Source organism: Pseudomonas sp. 51_B, assembly GCF_017491595.1.
GTDB lineage: Bacteria > Pseudomonadota > Gammaproteobacteria > Pseudomonadales > Pseudomonadaceae > Aquipseudomonas > Aquipseudomonas promysalinigenes.
On record NZ_JAFGYW010000009.1, the window covers coordinates 1 to 18118 of the forward strand.

An 18118-nucleotide genomic window follows, 5' to 3' on the forward strand; every position below is an offset into this window, starting at 1 on the left:
GCATTGGAACCACCTGATCCCATCCCGAACTCAGTAGTGAAACGATGCATCGCCGATGGTAGTGTGGGGTTTCCCCATGTGAGAGTAGGTCATCGTCAAGATTCATTTCGCAAAACCCCTATCTGCGCATGCAGGTAGGGGTTTTGTCTTTTCTGGCCTTCATCTGGGCCCGTGCCTGCACCTGCACTCAGCCGTGATATCGTTGCCCCTTCTCTGCTCAGGGACTTTTCCATGCCCACCACTACCTCACTGCAACCTGGTTTCATGGTCGTCCATGGCAACCGCCTGGATGACTTGCGTAGCCTGGTGGTGAGTTGGATGCGACGCTACCCGTTAGCTCCGCTGGAAAACGAAATCGCCTTGGTCCAGAGCAATGGTATTGCCCAATGGCTCAAACTCGCCCTGGCTGAAGATTCCCGGGACGATGATCTTGGAGGCTGTGGGATTGCCGCCGCCATCGATGTGCAACTGCCAGGCAGTTTCATGTGGCAGCTGTATCGCAAAGTACTTGGCCGTGAAGAAATCCCTGAAGTGTCGCTGCTGGACAAGGCGCCGCTTACCTGGCGTCTGATGCGTCTGTTACCTGCCCTGATCGAGCGTCCACATTTCGAACCACTGCGCCGCTTTCTCACCGATGACAGTGACTTGCGCAAGCGCTATCAGTTAGCAGAGCGTCTGGCTGATTTGTTCGACCAGTACCAGGTATACCGTGCCGACTGGCTCAAGGACTGGGCAGCCGGCGAGCACACGCTCAACAGCGCCCGCGGTGAACGTAAACCCCTTGCACCGGGCAACCGCTGGCAAGCTGAGCTCTGGCGGGCGCTGCTTGAGGATGTGGGTGAGCAGAGCATGGCGCAAAGCCGGGCAGGGGTGCATCAGCGCTTCCTTGAACGTATCGAAAAACTGCAGAGTGCACCGCCTGGATTGCCCTCGAGGGTCATCGTATTCGGTATTTCCTCCCTGCCCGCCCAGGCATTGGAGGCACTAGCCGGGCTGTCTCGGTTCAGTCAGGTGTTGCTGTGTGTTCACAATCCTTGTCGCCACCATTGGGCCGATATCGTTGCCGACAAAGATCTCCTGCGTCATCAGTACAAGCGCCAACAGCGTAAGCCAGGCATGCCGGTGCAGTTGGACGATGAGTCACTGCATCAACACGCCCACCCGCTCTTGGCAGCGTGGGGCAAGCAGGGCCGTGACTACATCAACTTGTTGGACAGCTACGATGACCCCGGCAGCTACCAAGGCGTATTCAGCGATGGGCGCATCGATCTGTTCAGCGAAGGCCAGCCCACCACACTGCTGAGTCAGCTGCAGGACGATATCCTTGAACTGCGACCACTTGCAGAAACGCGAGACTGCTGGCCTGCGGTCGACCCGAGCAAAGACCGCTCGGTGCGTTTTCACGTGGCACACAGCCCTCAGCGCGAAGTAGAAATTCTGCACGATCAGTTACTGGCACGCTTCAGCGCCGACCCTACGCTGCGTCCACGCGATGTGATCGTGATGGTCCCAGCCATCGACACCTATGCGCCACACATCCGCGCAGTTTTCGGCCAATTGCAGCGCAACGACCCGCGTTACATTCCTTTCACCCTCACCGATCAGGGCCAACGTGGCCGCGACCCGCTGTTGATTGCCCTGGAGCATCTGCTCAAGCTGCCGGACAGCCGATTTGCCGTCAGTGAGGTCCTTGACCTGCTCGATGTCCCGGCTCTGCGCGCACGCTTCGGCATTCGTGAAAGCGACTTGCCAACCCTGCACCGTTGGATCCAAGGCGCGGGCATTCGCTGGGGGCTGAACGCTGAACAGCGCGCCTCCCTAGGGTTGCCCCACGGTCTTGAGCAGAACAGCTGGCGTTTCGGGCTGCGGCGGATGCTGCTGGGTTACGCCGTCGGGATGGGCGAAGGTTGCGACGGTATCGAACCGTACGATGAAATCGGCGGCCTGGACGCAGCATTGATTGGCCCGCTGGTGGCGCTGCTCGATGCGCTAGAGGTGGCCAACCAGGCTTTGTCCCAGCCAGCCACGGCCAGTGAGTGGGGGGATCGACTGGGCGCCCTGTTGCAAGTGTTCTTCCTGGCTGAAGAGGAGCACGACGAGTTTCTTCTGCTGCAACTGCTGGCCCTTCGTGACAACTGGCTGGAGGTCTGCGAAACCGTCAGCCTGCAAGACCCGTTGCCGCTCACGGTGATCCGCGAGGCTTGGCTTTCGGGGTTGGACGAAGGCAAGTTGTCCCAGCGCTTTCTCGCCGGCTCGGTGAACTTCTGCACCTTGATGCCCATGCGCGCCATCCCCTTCCGGGTGGTGTGCCTGCTAGGCATGAACGATGGTGACTACCCGAGGGCACAGCCGCCCCTGGATTTCGACCTGATGGCCAGTGACTATCGCCCAGGCGACCGGTCGCGACGTGAGGATGACCGCTATCTGCTGCTCGAAGCGTTGCTGTCGGCACGTGACCAGCTTTACATCAGTTGGGTGGGCCGCAGCATCCGTGACAACAGTGAACGGCCCGCCTCGGTATTGATCGGCCAACTGCGCGACCACCTGGTTGCCGGTTGGCGCCTCAAGGGAAGTTCTGACGGCCAGGCACTGCTGCATGCGCTGACCCAGGAGCACCCACTGCAGCCATTCAGTGCACGCTATTTCGACAAGGGCACTGGGTTGTTCAGCTTCGCCCATGAATGGCAATTGTTGCATCGCCAGAACAGCGACGAGCAGTCGCCTGAACTAGCACTCGCGCCGTACGTCAGTGATGAGCCGCTGACGCTGACCCAGTTGCAGGACTTTGTTCGTCACCCCGTACGGCATTTCTTCAGTCAGCGCCTGAAGGTATTCTTCGAAGCCCTGCAGGCGCCTACGCCAGACGAAGAGCCCTTCGTACTCGATGCCTTGCAGCGCTATAGCGCCAGCGAAAGCTTGCTGGTCGCCGCGCTGAGCGACCCTGAAAACGCCGAATATGCCCTGCAAGCCCAGGCCCGCCGGCTGCAAGCCTGCGGATTGCTGCCTTTGGCAGGCTTCGGTGAAATGTTGCAGACCGAACTGATCCAGCCATTGCCCGATCTGCTGCAACGCCATGGTCAACTACTGCGGCGCTGGCCTACGGTGGTGGAGGGAGCACTGCCCATTCAGTTCGAGCATGCCAACCAGCGTCTGGAGGGCTGGCTGGGCCGGGTTTATCAAGCTGACGACCACAGCCTCTTGAGTATTACCACCGTGCCCAACACCATCGGCGCGGGGCGCAACAACCTCAAGTGGCATCGGCTGATCGCCAGTTGGGTGATGCACCTGGCCGCCTGCGCTGTGGGTTATCCCCTGCACAGTGCTCTGTTGGCCAGTGACATCACCCTGCTGCTCGGGCCTTTGCCACAGGCGCAGGCGCGCGAACGCTTGGGGGAATTGCTGATCGCCCGCCAGGCGGGGATGAACGCGCCACTGCCAGTTGCCGCCAAGACCGCCTTCGCCTGGCTGGGGCAGCAAGACCCAGACAAAGCCCTGGCGGCCGCTACGCGTGCCTACGAGGGCGATGGCCGCAGCAGTTTCGGCGAGCGCAGCGAAAGTGTTGCCCTGGCCCGGCAGTTTTCCGACTTCGCTGCACTGAGCGCCGACGAGACCTTCGAAGGCTGGTGCGAAACCTTGTACCGCCCTCTGTTCAGCGCAGCCTGGCAGGCCCAGGGCAACCCGGAGCGTGAAGCATGACCCAGGCTCGTCCTTTGGCACTGAGTTTTCCTCTGCATGGCAGCCAGCTCATCGAGGCGAGCGCCGGTACGGGCAAGACGTTCACCATTTCCGCACTGTACTTGCGCCTGATCCTTGGCCACGGTGGAACACACGGCTTCGGTCGTGAGCTGCTACCGCCGCAGATTCTTGTGGTGACCTTCACCGATGCCGCGACCAAAGAGCTGCGCGAGCGTATCCGCGCCCGTCTGGCCGAGGCCGCACGCTACTTCCGCGGCGAACTGGAGCACGCTGACCCATTGCTGCAACAACTGCGCAGCGACTATGCCCAAGCGCAATGGCCGCGCTGCGCCAACCGCCTGGAAGTGGCGGTGCAGTGGATGGATGAAGCCGCGGTCTCGACCATCCATGGCTGGTGCCAGCGCATGCTCCGCGAGCATGCCTTCGATAGCGGTAGCCTGTTCACCCAAAGCCTTGAAACAGACCACAGCGAGCTGCTTGGCCAGGTCATGCGCGATTACTGGCGGCGCTATTGCTACGGCATGCGCGGGGAAGCGCTCGAGTGGGTACGCGGGCACTGGGGTAGCCCGGATTCGCTGTTGCCGCGCATCCGCCCCCTGTTTGGCCGCGTGCGTGCGTTGCCCGACGACATTGCGCCGCAAGCATTGATCGATCAAGCGCTGCAGCAGCGCGGCGAGCAGTTGCGGCAACTCAAGGGGCCATGGGCGAAGTGGGCGGATGAGCTGCAGCAAATCTGCCACGACGCAGTGGCGGCCAAACAGGTCGATGGACGCAAGCTGCAAGCGCGCTACTTCGAGCCGTGGTTCGACAAGCTGCGTGGCTGGGCCAGTGACGCGCATGTGGTGGAACTGGACCTGGGCACCGGGTTCAGTCGCCTGACCCCGGAAGGGCTGGCCGAAATCTGGAAAGCGGGCCAACCGCCGGAGCATCCAGCCCTGCATGCCATGCTCAACCTGCAACAGCAGTTACAGGCTCTGCCAAGCCCCGATGCGCCCCTGCTGGAGCATGCCGCGGCCTGGGTAGCCGCGCGCTTCGAGGTGGAAAAACGCCGCCGAGCCGAAATGGGTTTCGACGACATGCTGCTGCGGCTTCAGCATGCCCTAGGCATGGAGTCGGGCGAACGTCTGGCGGCGCTGATCCGCGAGCAGTTTCCGGTGGCCTTGATCGACGAGTTCCAAGACACCGACCCGGTGCAGTACGGCATTTTCGAAAGCATTTACCGTATCGGTGAGAACAACCCGGAAACTGGCCTGTTCATGATTGGTGACCCCAAGCAGGCGATCTACGCCTTCCGCGGTGCCGACATCTACACCTACCTGTCGGCCCGCCGTGCCACCGCCGGCCGCCTGCACAGCCTGGACACCAACTATCGCTCCAGCCAGGGCATGGTCGCGGCAGTCAATCAAGTGTTTCTGCAAGCTGAGGCTCGCTCCCAAGGCAAGGGTGCCTTCCTGTTTCGCGAAGCTGACGACAATCCGCTGCCATTCGTCGAAGTTCGTGCCAAGGGGCGCAGCGAGCAGCTGTTGCTCGATGGCCAGGCCTGCGCTGCGCTGCAATGCTGGCAACTGCAGAGCGACGAGCCGGTTTCCAGCACGTTCTACCGCCAGCAACTGGCTGCCAGCTGCGCCAGCCATATCGTGGCCGTATTGAACGGTGGGCAGCGCGGTGTCTCTGGCTTCAGCGACGAAAACGGCGAGCTGCGCCCGTGTCAGCCCTCGGATATCGCCATCTTGGTGCGCGATGGCCATGAAGCGCAATTGGTGCGCCGCGAACTTGCCGCCCGCGACGTGCGCAGCGTGTACCTTTCCGATAAGGATTCGGTGTTCGCCGCCCAAGAGGCCCATGATTTGCTGGCCTGGCTCAAGGCCTGTGCCGAGCCGGACTCCGAGCGTCTGCTCAAGGCTGCACTGGCCAGCCTGACCCTGGGCCTTTCGCTGGCTGAACTCGACCAGCTCAACCAGGATGAGCGTGTCTGGGAAGGCTGGGTCATGCGTTTTCGTCGCTACCGCGAGCTCTGGCAGCGCCAGGGCGTGCTGCCGATGTTGCGCCACTTGCTGCACGAATTCGAACTGCCTCGCACCCTGATTGGCCGCACGGACGGTGAACGTGTATTGACCAACTTGCTGCATCTGGCTGAGCTGTTGCAACAAGCGGCGGCCGAGCTCGATGGTGAACAGGCGCTGATTCGCCATCTGGCAGAACACCTGGCCAACTCCGGCCAAGCCGGGGAAGAACAGATTCTGCGCCTGGAAAGCGACGAGCAGTTGGTCAAGGTGGTAACCATCCACAAGTCCAAAGGCTTGGAATACCCGTTGGTGTACCTGCCGTTCATCTGCACCAGCAAACCGGTGGACGGCAGCCGTCTGCCGCTGGCCTGGCACGATAACCAAGGCCATGTGCAACTGACATTGACACCCGATGCAGCGCAGATCGCGCTGGCCGACGAGGAGCGTCTGGCCGAAGATCTGCGTCTGCTCTATGTGGCCCTGACGCGCGCTCAGCACGCCTGCTGGCTGGGCGTGGCCGACCTCAAGCGTGGCAACCAGAAGAGCTCGCAGCTGCACCGCTCGGCGCTTGGCTATTTGCTTGGCGGGGGCCAGGCACTGCCTGGCTCGCAACTGCTGGGTACGTGGCTTCAGAGCCTGCAGGCAGATTGCCTGGAGATTGCCTGCCCGGCCTTGCCGCAAGCCACTGATGAGCGGTATCAGGCCTCGCAGATCGAGCGGGAACTGCTACCTGCTCGAAAGCCCCGCCGAGCCGCTGCCGAGCATTGGTGGATCGCCTCCTACAGCGCCCTGCGCCTGGGGGAGCAGACCCTTGGCGCGGATAGCTCGCAAGCCCAGCAACTGCTCGATGACGAGGTGCCTGATAGCCAGCAGATCGTTCGCGAGGTGCCTGCCGACGGTGGTGACATCCATCGCTTCCCCCGTGGCCCCAACCCCGGTACGTTTCTCCATGGGTTGCTGGAGTGGGCAGGCCGTGAAGGCTTCAGTGACGTCGCAAATGATCCGCAGCTCATCGAGCGTACCGTCGGCCAACGCTGCAACCGGCGAGACTGGACCGGGTGGATCCCCACCCTCAGCCAATGGTTGCACCAGTTACTCAACGAGCCGTTGCCAGCTGGCGCCGCGCCGATGACCCTGGCGCGCTTGCAGCAGTATCAGATCGAGATGGAGTTCTGGTTCGCCAGCCACAACGTCAATGCCGAGCAACTCGACCGCCTGGTAGCCCGGTATACCCATACAGGCTGTGCACGCCCCGCAGCGCAACCGACTTTGCTCAATGGCATGTTCAAGGGTTTTATCGACTTGGCGTATGAACTCGACGGGCGCTACTTCGTCGCGGACTACAAGTCCAACTGGCTGGGGCCGGACATCGCAGCCTACGACAGCCAGGCCATGGAGAAAGCCATTCTCGAACACCGCTACGACCTGCAGTACGTGCTTTATTTGCTGGCCCTGCATCGCCAATTGCGCGCACGCTTGCCAGATTACGACTACGACCGCCATGTGGGCGGTGCCTTGTTCATCTTCCTGCGCGGAGCCAGCAGTAGTGGCCATGGCGTGTACTTCGCCAGGCCGCCACGGGAGCTGATCGAGGCCCTCGACGCGCTGTTCCGTGGCGTCCACGCGCCCGAACAGCAGGACCTGTTTGCCGGAGCCGCGCCATGAGCCGTACCCTCGACGATCTCTTGCCTACGCCGCTGCGCGCCGAGCATCTGCTGGCGCTGGCGCCCCAGCGTAACAGTACCGACTTGTTGCAGCTGCTTGATCGCTGGGTAGAGCGTGGCTGGTTGCGGGCGCTCGATCGAGCGTTCGTCAGCTTTCTCGAAGAGCGCGCGCCTGGCAGTGACCCGCTGCTGCTGCTGGCGGCCGCGTTGGCCAGCCACCAGCTAGGCCATGGGCACGTCTGCCTCGACTTGCAACAGACCCTCGCCGAGCCTGATTTCGCGCTGTCACTGCCGCCTGAAGGCGATGCCCTGACCGGCCCGTTGCTGCTGCCCTCGCAGCTATTGGCCGACCTGGACTTGCGTACTTGGCTGCAGCGCATCGCCGCCAGCACCCTGGTGGCTGATGGTGACGCCCCAGGTCAGCAGGCGCGGCCACTGGTGCTCAGCGGGCAGCGCCTGTACCTGCGCCGCTACTGGAGCTACGAGCGGCAGATTGACCAGACCTTGCGCCTACGCTTGAGCCAGAGCGAAGCGGCCCCAGCCGACTTGCCTGCACGCTTGGCTCAGCTGTTCGACGATGGCGCTCTGCCGGGGCAGGTGGACTGGCAGAAACTGGCCTGCGCCTTGGCCACCCGCGCAGGTTTCAGCATCATCACCGGCGGCCCTGGGACCGGCAAAACCACCACCGTCGTGCGCCTGCTGGCGCTGTTGCAGGCACCTGCGGTGGAGCAGGGCAGGCCGCTGCGCATTCGCCTGGCCGCCCCAACCGGTAAGGCGGCCGCACGCCTGACCGAGTCGATCGGCCAGCAGGTCGAGCGTTTGCAGGTCACTGCCCAGGTGCGTGGGCATATCCCAACCGACGTCAGCACTGTGCATCGCTTGCTCGGCAGCCGCCCAGGTTCGCGGCATTTCCGCCATCACGCGGGTAATCCGCTGCCGTTGGATGTGTTGGTGGTCGACGAAGCGTCGATGATCGATCTGGAAATGATGGCCAACTTGCTACAAGCGCTGCCACCCAAAGCGCGTTTGATTCTGCTGGGCGACAAAGACCAGTTAGCCTCGGTCGAAGCCGGCGCCGTGCTGGGTGACCTGTGCCGTGACGCCGAAGAGGGCCGCTATTCGCCTGCCACCCAAGCCTGGCTGGAGCTAATCGGTGGCCAGTCACTGGCCGCCAGCGGCCTTGAACAGGGTGATGCACAGCGCAACCCGCTGGCCCAGCAAGTGGTGATGCTGCGGTTCTCGCGGCGCTTTGGTGAGGGCAGCGGTATTGGCCAATTGGCCCGCCTGGTCAACCGTCAACAGGCTCAGGCGGCGCGGGATGTGTTGAGCATGCCGCCTGCGGATGTGTTTGGGCTGGCGCTGCGCAACGAGCAGGACAAGGCCTTGGACCGCTTGATCCTGGACGGCCTTGACCGCGGCAGCGAGGGGCCTCAAGGCTACCGGAGCTACCTGCGCACCATTGGCCGCCATCGGCCCGCACCTGGTACGGCTTTCGACGATCCACGCTGGGAGCAGTGGGCCGCCAACGTGCTGCATAGCTTCGAAGATTTCCAGCTGCTGTGCGCTGTGCGCAAGGGCCCCTGGGGTGTCGAAGGCCTCAATGAGCGTGTGGCGCGGGTGCTGCACAATGCCGGGCTGATCGATAACCAGCAGTTGTGGTACGAGGGCCGACCGGTGCTGGTGACCCGTAATGATTACGGCCTGGGGCTGATGAACGGTGATATCGGCATCGCACTGCGCTTGCCGGATGAACAAGGCCAAGCGCTTTTGCGGGTGGCTTTCCCACGCAATGACGGCGGTACGGGGGTACGCTTCGTGCTGCCTAGCCGGCTGAACGAGGTCGAAACCGTATACGCCATGACCGTGCACAAGTCCCAGGGCTCAGAGTTCAGCCATACCGCGCTGGTGTTGCCGGACGCACTGAACCCGGTGCTGACCAAGGAGCTGGTGTATACCGGCATCACCCGTGCCAAGCACTGCTTCAGCTTGGTCGAGCCACGGCAGGGTGTTTTCGAGGAGGCCGTGCTACGTAAGGTTCGGCGTATTTCCGGGCTGATGCTCGAACAGGTGTAGCCTGGGCCTGAAGGCGGCACACGGCCGCTCCTCCAGATAGCCAGCGTTGTGCTATCGTTGCGCCGATATCAAACACGATTTTGAGAGATCTCTCACATGACAGGCGCCAGGGAGTGGTTGATGGGCTGTGCGCTTACGCTGCATCTGCTCGCCTTGTCGCTTATGGCTAGCCCCGCCCAGGCGGAGCAAGCGGCCACCTCAGTGCAGGCTCTACATCGTGCCAAGGCGGTGACGCAGGTGGTGCTGGGCATTCTCAGCTACGCTCGTTGGCCTTCAGCACCTGTGCCTCTGCGCCTGTGCCTGGTCGGGCCCACCGAATATGCCGACGATTTGATCAAAGGCAATCTGCAAAACAACGGTCAGCCGTTGCAAGTAAGGCGCCTACTGGCCAACGATCCACAGCTGGCCCAAGCCTGTGACGCCGTTTACATCGGCAAGCTCGACGATACCGATCGTAATCGCCTGTTCCACGTGCTCAGCGGCCGCCCGGTGGTTAGCATCAGCGAGGCCGACGACCCTTGCACCGTGGGTAGCCTGTTCTGCCTGCGGGTCAGCGATCAGCAGGTGGCATTCGAGGTCAACCTGGACTCCGTGGCTCGCTCTGGCGTACGCATCCACCCCAGTGTGTTGCAGCTTTCACGGCGCCGTGGGGTAGTGCCATGAAGCCTGCAGCCATGAAGGCCGGCAACCGGCAGGCCGTTCGCCCGACCCTGCGCTCGGTGCTTGGCCGTGGGCACCTGAGCGTTGCCCTGCTGGCGGTGGGCTTGGCCGGTATCTCGCTGACGCTGTTGGGGGTGCTCGCCCTGCGCGTGTATGCCAACCACAACCTGCACCTGATAGCCCGCTCGATCAACTACACCGTCGAAGCCGCCGTGGTATTCGATGACAGCGTGGCAGCCAACGAAGCGTTGGAGCTGATTGCCAAAACCGAAGAAGTGGCCGATGCCAAGGTGTTCAACAAAGACGGTGAGCAACTGGCGCATTGGCAGCGCAGTGATGAAGGGGTGCTTGGGCATCTGGAAGTGCGTGTGGCAACGGCTTTGTTGGGTGAGCCGATCAGCCTGCCGATCATGCATCAGCAGCAGCGGATCGGGCATACCGAAATCACTGGCCAGGGCCGCAGCCTGTTGCTGTTCCTGCTCAGCGGTCTGGGCGGGATCTTGTTCTGCACGATCCTCAGTGCTTTCGTCGCCTTGCACTTCTCGCGGCGCCTGCTCGGCGACATCGTTCGCCCGCTGCGCGGGCTTGCCAGCGTAGCCCATGCCGCTCGTCGAGAGCGTAGTTTCGACCGACGAGTGCCGGAAGCCCCCATTGCCGAGCTCAACGAATTGGGGGCTGACTTCAATGCCCTGCTCGATGAGCTGGAGATATGGCACAGCCATCTGCAGAACGAGAATGCCACCCTGGCGCACCAGGCCAGCCACGACAGCCTGACGGGCCTGCCCAATCGCGCGTTCTTCGAGGGCCGCCTGAGTCGTAGCCTGCGTAACGCTGTACGCCAGCAGGATCATCTGGCCTTGCTGTTTCTCGACAGTGACCACTTCAAGCAGATCAACGACACCCTCGGGCATGCCGCAGGTGATGAAGTACTGATCAATATTGCCGACCGAGTGCGTGCACAATTGCGCGAGCATGACCTGGTAGCACGCCTGGGTGGGGACGAGTTCGCCGTATTGTTGGCCCCGCTTCATACTCGCGAGGACGCCGAGCGTATCGCCGACAAGATCATCGCCAGCATGCAGTTGCCGATGCAGCTTGAGGGTGGACAACGCCTCACGACCTCGCTAAGTGTGGGCGTCGCGTTTTACCCGGACGATGGCAGCGACGCTGCCTCTCTGTTCAATGCCGCAGACGCGGCGATGTACCAGGCCAAGCGCAAGCGCCGTGGCCAGTGGCAAGCGGCTCGGAAGGAACAGCCCGCCGTCGATTTCAGAAACAGGAGTTGAACCGTGATTCAGTGTTTTCGTTTTCCCTTCATCATGCTGGTGCTGGCCTTGCTGGCGCTCACTGGTTGCCAGAGCGCACCGCCCAAAGGATTGAGCGCCGAGCAGATCGCCGTCCTGCAGCGCGAAGGCTTTACGCCGACCGAAGAGGGCTGGGCGTTCGATCTGTCGGGCAAGGTGCTGTTCGGCAGTGATCTGGACAGCCTCAACGCTGCGAGTCAGGCCATTGTCGAGCGCATCGGCAAAGCGTTGCTGAGTGTGGGCATTCAAGGCGTGCGGATAGACGGCCATGCCGATGCTTCGGGCAAGGCTGCGTACAACCAGCAGCTATCCGAACGGCGTGCGCAGAGTGTGGCCCAAGCATTGGTCGGTGTGGGCATGCCGGCCCAGAATATCCAGACCCGCGGCCTGGGCAGCACGCAGCCGGTAGCCGACAACCGGACCCGCGCCGGACGTACGGAGAACCGGCGGGTATCGATCGTGGTGGCATCATACTAGCCCCAAGGGCTGCCAAGCAGCCCATCAAACCTAGGCAAACTGCATGTCTCGGGTTTCACCCATCAACAAACGTGCATTCGCTTCGGTCACACCGCGGATGTAGTCCCATAGCAGAGTTATGCGCTTCAACTTGCGCAAATCCTCGCGGCAGTACATCCAGAACTGCCGCGTCACTTCGATCTGCTCTGGTAACACCGCCACCAGCCGCTCATCCTGGGCCGCCAAAAAGCAGGGTAGGATCGCCAACCCTCGGCCCTGCAGCGCCGCCGTGTACTGGGCAATGACGCTGGTGCTGCGCAAATGGGCATTGGCGCTGGGGATCAGGTTGGCCAAGTAGAGCAACTGCGAGCTGAAGGCCAGGTCGTCCACGTAGCTAATGAACGGGTGGTCGATTAGGTCGCCCATCTGGCGGATGGGCGCATGGTTGTTCAGGTAGTCCTGGGTCGCATACAGCCGCAGCCGGTAATCGCATAACTTGCAGCATACATAGGGGCCATGCTCGGGCCGCTCCAGGGCGATGACGATGTCCGCCTCGCGCTTGGACAGGCTGATGAAGTGCGGCAGCGGTAGAATATCCACCGAAATTGCCGGGTACGCATCGACGAAATGGCTCAGTTGTGGGGTCACGAAAAAGCTGCCAAAACCTTCGGTGCAGCCCATCCGTACATGCCCCGACAGTGCCACCCCCGAGCCTGAAACCTGCTCGCAGGCCATATGTAACGTGCTTTCGATCGATTCGGCGTAGCCCAACAGCCGTTGCCCCTCGGCGGTCAGGACGAAACCGCTGGTGCGGGACTTTTCGAACAATAGCGTGCCCAACGCCCCCTCCAGCGACGTGATGCGCCGGGACACCGTGGTGTAGTCGACAGCCAGGCGTTTGGCGGCAGCGCTGGCTTTGCGAGTGCGTGCCACTTCGAGGAAGAACTTGAGGTCGTCCCAGTTCAGCGAACCAAGGGATGTCAGGTCTTTTTGCATGTTGATCCGGTTTTTTTGTGCGTTCTTGTTGGATGTTTGCACATCTATACTCGAAAAAAGCCCTGCGGCGCCATCCCGTGTTTGCGTGGCGCTGGCAATCGCGTCCTGACAATAATTCCAAGGAGAACGCAGATGAACGCACCGCAATCCCCCGACAAGACCAAGGTCGAGCAGGTCAAGCTGTTGATCGACGGCCAGTGGGTCGAGTCGAAGACCAGCGAATGGCGGGATATCGTCAACCCCGCCACCCAAGAGGTGCTGGCGCGGGTACCGTTTGCCACCGTCGAAGAAGTGGATGCCGCCGTGGCTGCAGGCCAGCGTGCCTTCAAGGCGTGGCGTGACACGCCGATTGGTGCGCGTATGCGCATTATGCTCAAGTTGCAGGCGTTGATCCGCGAACACACCAAACGTATCGCCCAGGTGCTTAGCTCCGAGCAGGGCAAGACCTTGGCTGACGCCGAGGGCGATATTTTCCGTGGCCTTGAGGTTGTCGAGCATGCGGCTTCCATCGGCACTTTGCAGATGGGCGAATTCGCCGAGAACGTAGCCGGTGGCGTGGACACCTACACCCTGCGTCAGCCGATCGGCGTATGCGCAGGCATCACCCCGTTCAACTTCCCGGCGATGATCCCGTTGTGGATGTTCCCGATGGCTATCGTGTGCGGGAACACCTTCGTCCTCAAACCTTCCGAACAAGACCCGCTTTCGACCATGCTGCTGGTCGAGCTGGCGCTGGAAGCCGGTGTGCCGGCTGGCGTGCTCAATGTGGTACATGGCGGCAAGCAAGTAGTCGATGCGATCTGCACGCACCAAGACATCAAGGCGATCTCTTTCGTGGGTTCAACCGAAGTTGGTACCCATGTGTACAACCTGGCCAGCCAGCACGGCAAACGTGTGCAGTCGATGATGGGCGCCAAGAACCACGCCGTGGTGCTGCCTGATGCCAACCGCACACAAACCGTCAACGCCTTGGTCGGCGCCGCGTTCGGTGCTGCCGGGCAGCGCTGCATGGCCACCTCGGTGGCGGTGCTGGTCGGTAAGGCGCGTGAATGGCTGCCCGATATCAAGGAAGCGGCGAGCAAACTCAAAGTCAACGCCGGTTGTGAGCCAGGCACCGACGTGGGCCCGGTGGTCTCCAAGCGCGCCAAGGAGCGTGTACTGGGCTTGATCGAGAGCGGTATCCAGGAGGGCGCCAAACTCGAACTCGACGGCCGTGGCGTAAAGGTGCCGGGTTACGAGAACGGCAACTTCGTCGGCCCAACCTTGTTCTCTGGGGTGAAGACCGACATGCAGGTGTACACCCAGGAAATTTTCGGCCCAGTACTGGTCACCTTGGAAGTCGACACACTCGATGAGGCCATCGCCCTGGTCAACGCCAACCCCTTCGGCAATGGAACGGGCCTGTTCACCCAAAGCGGCGCGGCGGCGCGCAAGTTCCAGAGCGAGATCGACATTGGCCAGGTCGGCATCAACATCCCGATCCCGGTACCGGTGCCGTTCTTTAGCTTCACAGGCTCCCGCGGCTCCAAGCTCGGCGACCTCGGCCCGTACGGCAAGCAAGTGGTGCAGTTCTACACTCAGACCAAGACCGTCACCGCCCGCTGGTTCGATGACGACAGCGTCAACGACGGTGTGAACACCACCATCAGCCTGCGCTAAGGAGAACGCCATGCATATCGCATTCATCGGCCTGGGCAACATGGGCGCGCCCATGGCCCGCAATTTGATCAAGGCGGGGCACCAACTGCATCTGTTCGACCTGAACAAAGCTGTGTTGGCCGAACTTGCCGAGCTGGGCGCGCAGGTCAGCGCCTCGCCACGGGATGCGGCGGCCGGCAGTGAGATGGTGATCACCATGCTGCCAGCCGCCGCCCATGTGCGCAGTGTCTATCTGGACGAGGAGACTGGCATTTTGGCCGGTATCCGCCCTGGTACTGCGACCGTGGACTGCAGCACCATCGACCCGCAGACTGCCCGCGAGGTGTCCAAGGCCGCTGCGGCCAAAGGTGTAGACCTGGGCGATGCACCCGTTTCCGGTGGTACCGGCGGCGCGGCGGCGGGCACGCTGACCTTCATGGTCGGTGCCAGCAACGAACTCTTCGCCACCCTCGAGCCGGTGCTCAAGCAGATGGGCCGAAACATCGTGCACTGCGGTGAAGTGGGTACCGGGCAGATCGCCAAGATCTGCAACAACCTGCTGCTGGGCATCTCGATGGTCGGCGTGTCCGAGGCCATGGCCCTGGGCAATGCGCTGGGTATCGATACCAAGGTGCTGGCGGGGATCATCAACAGCTCGACCGGGCGCTGCTGGAGTTCCGACACCTACAACCCGTGGCCGGGCATCATCGAAACTGCCCCCGCCTCACGTGGCTACACTGGTGGGTTTGGCGCCGAACTGATGCTCAAGGACTTGGGGCTGGCCACCGAGGCCGCGCGTCAGGCGCACCAGCCGGTGATTTTGGGTGCCGTGGCCCAGCAGCTGTATCAGGCGATGAGCCTGCGCGGTGAAGGCGGCAAGGACTTCTCGGCGATCGTCGAGGGGTACCGCAAGAAGGATTGACGGGCGAGGACTTTATCGCGGGCCGGGCGGTCTTCCCTCTGTAACTGCGCACCAGAGGGGAAGGCGCCCGTACCGCGATGTTTTTTGAGCATTATTTAGGTAAGGGGGGTAAGTAATGCATGAAAACTCCCAAACCAAAAAAAGCGATAGACAATATCAAAAGCGAGGCGCCTATGAAGATTAGTAGGCTCTTGACTCTTGAAGGAAGATTGTTTATTTCATTGATGTCAATGAGTTTTTTTCGTGCATAAATTTTAGGAGTGAGCAGAATGAATGATATATGCGTTAGTCGAAAGATTTTTCCCATCAAGCCAGCATGTAGCCAGAGCTTTTTTTCGCCGGTTATTGCGTTACAATTTAATAGAAATCCTTCAATGTAATCAATTTTGCGATGAGCAATATAGATTGTTAGCGCCAGGTTCAAGAAAAGTAAAGTTGTAACTGTCATGCTGTAGACTAAAAAAATCCAGTGCATGATTGTCATTTTTCTACTGCCTCGTATAGAAGTTCCCCAGCCCAGGCGCCTGCTTCATTCCCAAGTTTTCCGCCTGCCATTCCCCCCACGGTACCCCCGAATATCCCACAAGCGAGTGCTCCGGTTCCACCTGTCGCTACGCCAAACACCACGCTGCAAGCAGCACCAAGAAGAAGCTTGCCACTGGATGCCCCAGCGGCAGTACCAACCAAGCCCAAGGTTAATGAACTAACCTCGACATACTGCGCCTTTTTGCATTCGTCCTTGCGTCCGAGCGTACAGGCTTTATGTATCTCCAGTCCGGTAGCAGCGACATCTAACGCAATTCCGACATACGTTCCTTTCTTTATCAAGTTAGCAGCTGTCGCCACCCCTGATACTTTGTTGGCATATCCGGCAATCTCGCCTGTATGTAAATAACTCTTTGTGGATATCCCTAGCGTTCTTTTGATCGAGCTTTTGTTCCTTAGACCGGAACCGTACGCAGCCAGCTTGTTCAACTGCTGATCCAACTTCATGAACAACGCCGAACGCTTTGCATAGAACTGATCGCGAGCCGCCATCGTTCCTGACCCGAGATGCCGTTGATGCAACTTCTCGATTTCCATCAAGGTGGCTTCGATGGCTTTCAGGTGCTTGCTCCACCCTTCACTGACCACTCCAGCGCCCACGGACGCATGCGCGATCAGGCTTTTCAAAGTCTCGAAATTATCGAGGAAAAAGTTATCCACACCTTGGCCATTGCGCATCAGCCCAATGTGCACGATTGTCGCCTGCCTCATCATCCAGGCCTCCTGGCTGGTGCAGGAGGCCGTGGTGGGGTCGCCGATGATGATAAGTTCACCGCTACGGACCACGGTATTGGCGATGTGTGAATTCAGCACGTCGAACTTTTCCAGGGAATGACCGGTCAGTGCCAGGTCGGATTTCAGCCTGTGATAATTTTGCAGCTTGAGGTTGAGGTACGCGCGAGCTTCAGACATGGCAGCACCCTCACGCGTATTTTCTGTTGCCGATACGGTCCCAGCCCCCGGCGATACTACCGCCGCCACTGCCGTCGTGGCGGCGCTGCTGGGTATAAGTGGTCTTGATCCGGCCGTAATTGAGCTGCACCACTTCTACTGGTACCCCCGTGTCCACGCTCTGCGAATACTCTGCGATGATCACTTCTTCAAGGATGATCTCGAAGTACCTGAGCTTGTCACCACCAGCACGGCAAAGGGCGAGCTTCACTTCTTTCAGATGCTGGCCTGTGCAACTGGCTTCCATCAGTTTGCAACTGGCACTGTCGAGGTACTTGGTGAAAGTGAAGTTGGTGACGGAGGTCCTGCCCGATGTTGCGCCACCTGCGGAACTGGCTGTGGCAGATGTACTTTGGCTGACACCAAAGTCGTAGCCCAGCACTTCAATCCATTTACTGTATTTTTCGTCCAGCGCTTCTCCTGGAATACTGTCGATCTGAATATAGGCGTCGAATGCCATGCTTATCTCTCCTTGACATTGTTTTGAACAGGGAATATTGCCCGCTGACTTGGGCGATCAGTGCAGGCTAGGTCTGGGAGCGTGCGAGGGCAATACGCTAAGGGGCGGTGTGGAGCAATTCAGAAAGGGACTACAAGTAGAGGGATTTAAGCTGAAGGTATATGTCAGAAGCTGTTGCTGAGGTTCAATGGATTCATGGTTGATTTGCTATTTATGCGATGTTCAACTCAGTGATGGCCCTGTAGGAAGTTTCGTGTTATCCACAGGGCCTGCATTACTCTGGCAAAAAATCAGGCAAAGACGAAGTACTTGCGCACGGTCTCGACCACTTCCCAGGTGCCTTTCATCCCCGGTTCGATCACGAACACATCACCCGCTCTCAGGTGCTTGGGCTCTTCGCCTTCCGGGGTGATGATGCAGTAGCCATCGAGGAAGTGGCAGAACTCCCACTTCTCGTAGTTGACCTCGAATTTGCCCGGGGTGCAGATCCAGGTACCCATGATCTTGCTGCCGTCAGCCGACAGGTAGGCGTTGAGGTTGACGGTGTGTGGGTCGCCGCCGATGCGCTTCCACTTGGTGGCGTCCACGACCGGCGTCGGGCAGGTTTCGCGCAGGACGGTGATGAAATCGGACATGGCACAACTCCTGGTGACTGGCTGAATGACCGGTCACCATAGGCCCTATGGCCGACCCGCAGTTGCCTGGGCTCGACGCCCAGCTGCCTGCCCGCGCTATGCAGCGCAAAC

General features: G+C 60.7%; 12 protein-coding genes and 1 rRNA gene. 9 read left to right on the forward strand and 4 right to left on the reverse strand.

The genetic code is table 11. The annotated features are described in order from the left end of the window. The 7 genes from rrf to J5M56_RS12360 all read left to right on the forward strand — a co-directional run. Nucleotides 1-101: ribosomal RNA gene (rrf, locus tag J5M56_RS12330) — 5S ribosomal RNA — on the forward strand; the annotation flags it as partial. A 130-nt stretch (nt 102-231) separates the two neighbouring features. Further along, entirely contained in the window at nt 232-3696 is a 3465-nt protein-coding gene (gene recC, locus J5M56_RS12335; protein WP_186477389.1) for an exodeoxyribonuclease V subunit gamma, read from the forward strand. Next, entirely contained in the window at nt 3693-7367 is a 3675-nt protein-coding gene (gene recB, locus J5M56_RS12340; protein ID WP_207937007.1) for an exodeoxyribonuclease V subunit beta, read from the forward strand. The genes recC and recB overlap by 4 nt, the downstream gene beginning before the upstream one ends. Beyond that, on the forward strand, nt 7364-9439 hold the full coding sequence (gene recD / locus J5M56_RS12345; RefSeq protein WP_186477391.1) for an exodeoxyribonuclease V subunit alpha: 2076 nt from the start codon (nt 7364-7366) through the stop codon (nt 9437-9439). Before recB ends, recD begins: the two co-directional genes overlap by 4 nt. A 96-nt stretch (nt 9440-9535) precedes the next feature. Then, the gene (locus J5M56_RS12350; RefSeq protein WP_207937009.1) at nt 9536-10102 is read left to right on the forward strand and encodes a YfiR family protein; all 567 of its coding nucleotides are present in this window, start codon (nt 9536-9538) and stop codon (nt 10100-10102) included. Between the two features lie 11 nt (nt 10103-10113). Continuing rightward, entirely contained in the window at nt 10114-11385 is a 1272-nt protein-coding gene (locus tag J5M56_RS12355) for a diguanylate cyclase (protein ID WP_207937092.1), read from the forward strand. A 3-nt stretch (nt 11386-11388) separates the two neighbouring features. Further along, nucleotides 11389-11880: an OmpA family protein gene (locus J5M56_RS12360; protein WP_060478487.1), complete on the forward strand. Its 492-nt coding sequence runs from the start codon at nt 11389-11391 to the stop codon at nt 11878-11880. A 30-nt stretch (nt 11881-11910) separates the two neighbouring features. Here the strand turns inward: J5M56_RS12360 and J5M56_RS12365 are convergent, their stop codons facing one another. Continuing rightward, nucleotides 11911-12855, reverse strand: a complete 945-nt coding sequence (locus tag J5M56_RS12365) for a LysR family transcriptional regulator (RefSeq protein ID WP_186477393.1) — start codon at nt 12853-12855, stop codon at nt 11911-11913. A 132-nt stretch (nt 12856-12987) separates the two neighbouring features. On the opposite strand from J5M56_RS12365, the gene J5M56_RS12370 reads away from it, so the two are divergent. Both J5M56_RS12370 and mmsB read left to right on the forward strand, forming a co-directional pair. Continuing rightward, nucleotides 12988-14514: a CoA-acylating methylmalonate-semialdehyde dehydrogenase gene (locus J5M56_RS12370; RefSeq protein WP_207937011.1), complete on the forward strand. Its 1527-nt coding sequence runs from the start codon at nt 12988-12990 to the stop codon at nt 14512-14514. A gap of 10 nt (nt 14515-14524) precedes the next feature. After that, a complete protein-coding gene (mmsB, locus tag J5M56_RS12375) occupies nt 14525-15415 on the forward strand; it encodes a 3-hydroxyisobutyrate dehydrogenase (RefSeq protein ID WP_207937012.1) in 891 nt (296 codons plus the stop codon). A gap of 480 nt (nt 15416-15895) precedes the next feature. On the opposite strand, the gene J5M56_RS12380 is transcribed toward mmsB, so the two are convergent. The 3 genes from J5M56_RS12380 to J5M56_RS12390 all read right to left on the reverse strand — a co-directional run bounded on the left by J5M56_RS12380 (nt 15896) and on the right by J5M56_RS12390 (nt 18007). Continuing rightward, a complete protein-coding gene (locus J5M56_RS12380) occupies nt 15896-16873 on the reverse strand; it encodes a hypothetical protein (RefSeq protein WP_207937013.1) in 978 nt (325 codons plus the stop codon). Between the two features lie 10 nt (nt 16874-16883). Then, nucleotides 16884-17378: a type VI secretion system tube protein Hcp gene (locus J5M56_RS12385; RefSeq protein WP_256250630.1), complete on the reverse strand. Its 495-nt coding sequence runs from the start codon at nt 17376-17378 to the stop codon at nt 16884-16886. Between the two features lie 284 nt (nt 17379-17662). Further along, complete coding sequence (locus tag J5M56_RS12390; RefSeq protein ID WP_186477398.1) at nt 17663-18007, reverse strand: cupin domain-containing protein; 345 nt, start codon at nt 18005-18007, stop codon at nt 17663-17665. Nucleotides 18008-18118 lie beyond the last annotated feature (111 nt).

Coding starts and splice junctions, on each gene's coding strand:
- recC (WP_186477389.1), top strand. CDS start 232: ATGCCCACCACTACCTCACTGCAACCTGGTTTCATGGTCGTCCATGGC.
- recB (WP_207937007.1), top strand. CDS start 3,693: ATGACCCAGGCTCGTCCTTTGGCACTGAGTTTTCCTCTGCATGGCAGC.
- recD (WP_186477391.1), top strand. CDS start 7,364: ATGAGCCGTACCCTCGACGATCTCTTGCCTACGCCGCTGCGCGCCGAG.
- J5M56_RS12350 (WP_207937009.1), top strand. CDS start 9,536: ATGACAGGCGCCAGGGAGTGGTTGATGGGCTGTGCGCTTACGCTGCAT.
- J5M56_RS12355 (WP_207937092.1), top strand. CDS start 10,114: ATGAAGGCCGGCAACCGGCAGGCCGTTCGCCCGACCCTGCGCTCGGTG.
- J5M56_RS12365 (WP_186477393.1), bottom strand. CDS start 12,855: ATGCAAAAAGACCTGACATCCCTTGGTTCGCTGAACTGGGACGACCTC.
- J5M56_RS12370 (WP_207937011.1), top strand. CDS start 12,988: ATGAACGCACCGCAATCCCCCGACAAGACCAAGGTCGAGCAGGTCAAG.
- mmsB (WP_207937012.1), top strand. CDS start 14,525: ATGCATATCGCATTCATCGGCCTGGGCAACATGGGCGCGCCCATGGCC.
- J5M56_RS12380 (WP_207937013.1), bottom strand. CDS start 16,873: ATGTCTGAAGCTCGCGCGTACCTCAACCTCAAGCTGCAAAATTATCAC.
- J5M56_RS12390 (WP_186477398.1), bottom strand. CDS start 18,007: ATGTCCGATTTCATCACCGTCCTGCGCGAAACCTGCCCGACGCCGGTC.